Origin of the sequence: Bacillus sp. J33, from assembly GCF_000518885.1 — a bacterium.
GTDB lineage: Bacteria > Bacillota > Bacilli > Bacillales > Cytobacillaceae > Cytobacillus.
Genome location: NZ_JAEL01000191.1, coordinates 1 through 1,948 on the forward strand (window position 1 = coordinate 1; position 1,948 = coordinate 1,948).

Sequence of the window (1,948 nt, forward strand, 5' to 3'; positions counted from 1 at the left end):
ATCATTTGTCCAGGTTACCAAGCGATAGCGCGGTAGGAAGAAAGTAAGAAAGTGCCCAATTTAATTTGTCCGTTTTCTTGACGTAGTATCAATATTGGCCGTTAAAAGCACCATTTTGGCCGATAAGTAGAAGAATCGGCCTTTATTTTTCCAACTATGAGGTGAAAAAGAATGGCAAATGCATATAAACAGGCTGGAGTAGATATTGAAGCAGGCTATGAGGCTGTTTCACGAATGAAAAAGCATGTACAGAAGACCATTCGCCCAGGAGTGCTTGGCGGGTTGGGCGGATTTGGCGGTATGTTCGATCTTTCTGTTCTCAATCTGAAGGAACCCGTTTTAGTGTCAGGCACGGATGGAGTCGGCACAAAACTGATGCTCGCCTTTATGATGGATAAGCATGATACGATCGGGATTGATGCTGTCGCAATGTGTGTGAATGATATTGTCGTACAGGGAGCAGAGCCTCTCTATTTCTTGGATTATATTGCCTGCGGAAAAGCAGCGCCGGAACGGATTGAAGCAATTGTAAAAGGAATTGCGGATGGCTGCGAACAGGCAGGGTGTGCACTGGTAGGCGGTGAAACTGCTGAGATGCCTGGCATGTATAGTGCTGACGAGTATGATCTTGCCGGCTTTGCAGTCGGAGCGTGTGAGAAATCCAGCATGGTAAATGGGGCAGATATTAAAGCGGGGGATGTGCTAATCGGACTTGCATCAAGCGGCATTCACAGCAATGGCTACTCTCTTGTCAGAAAGCTGTTTTTTGAAAAAGCAAACATGTCCTTAGCGGATTACGCAGAAGAATTGGGCTGCACATTGGGAGAAGAGCTGCTTCGCCCTACAAAAATCTATGTAAAGCCTCTTTTATCAGCCATGAAGAAATATAAGCTGAAGGGCATGGCCCATATTACAGGTGGCGGATTTATTGAAAATATTCCGCGCATGCTTCCGGAAGGCCTTGGTGCCCAGCTGGAAGAAAGCAATTGGGATATCCCGCCTGTGTTTACGATGATGGAGAAAATCGGAGGGCTTCAGCGTAAAGAAATGTACAACATTTTTAATATGGGAACAGGCATGGCAATTGCTGTTGAGAAGGAAATCGCAGATGAATTGATTGCCTACTTCAACGAAATAGGGGAAAAAGCCTACCGGATGGGTATCGTAACGGAGCAAGAAGGAATCGAAATTCTGTAAGTTGAAACGCTTAAGGAGGAAGTCATGAAGAAAATCGCAGTGTTTGCTTCCGGAAGCGGAACGAACTTTCAGGCTATTATTGATGCGTCCAAACAAGGCGAGCTGGAGGCGGATATTGTCCTATTTGTATGTGACCGTCCAGGGGCCTACAGCATAGAGCGTGCCCAAAACGAAGGGATTAACCAGTTCGTTTTTTCAGCCAAGGACTTTGCCGGCAAAGCAGAGTATGAAGAAGTTATGCTGCAGAAGCTGAAGGAGAGCGGTGCCGAGTATATTATTCTCGCAGGCTATATGAGGCTGATTGGCCCTACTCTTCTTAAAGAATTTGAAGGAAGAATTATTAATATCCACCCTTCCCTACTGCCAGCTTTTCCTGGTAAAGATGCGATCGGCCAGGCTTTGGCAGCCGATGTGAAGGTCAGCGGTGTCACAGTTCATTATGTGGACGAAGGCATGGATACGGGCCCGATCATTGCCCAGGAGCCAGTTGAGATAAATGTGGATGAAACAAGAGAGAGCCTTCAGAAAAAGATACATGAAGTTGAACACAAGCTTTATCCGAAAGTCTTACAGAATCTTTTTCGTGATAAAATGGTAAAGTGATAAAGGGTCTTAGTTAAAACTTCAGGAGTACTTTTAAAAAAAGTCTTGTAGTCAGGTAGTGTCAAAAGATTTATGAAAACTACCTAAAGGGTTAGTTTCTCTCCTATTTACTGGATGGAGATGCGCCGCAATCGCTCTTGACAAACAC

General features: G+C 45.1%; 2 protein-coding genes. Both read left to right on the forward strand.

Annotated elements, in window-relative coordinates:
* Positions 1-171: 171 nt before the first annotated feature.
* Positions 172-1,197: a phosphoribosylformylglycinamidine cyclo-ligase gene (gene purM / locus L634_RS0128535; RefSeq protein ID WP_026585309.1), complete on the forward strand. Its 1,026-nt coding sequence runs from the start codon at positions 172-174 to the stop codon at positions 1,195-1,197.
* Between the two features lie 24 nt (positions 1,198-1,221).
* On the forward strand, positions 1,222-1,800 hold the full coding sequence (purN, locus tag L634_RS0128540) for a phosphoribosylglycinamide formyltransferase (RefSeq protein ID WP_026585310.1): 579 nt from the start codon (positions 1,222-1,224) through the stop codon (positions 1,798-1,800).
* The last annotated feature ends 148 nt before the right edge of the window (positions 1,801-1,948 follow it).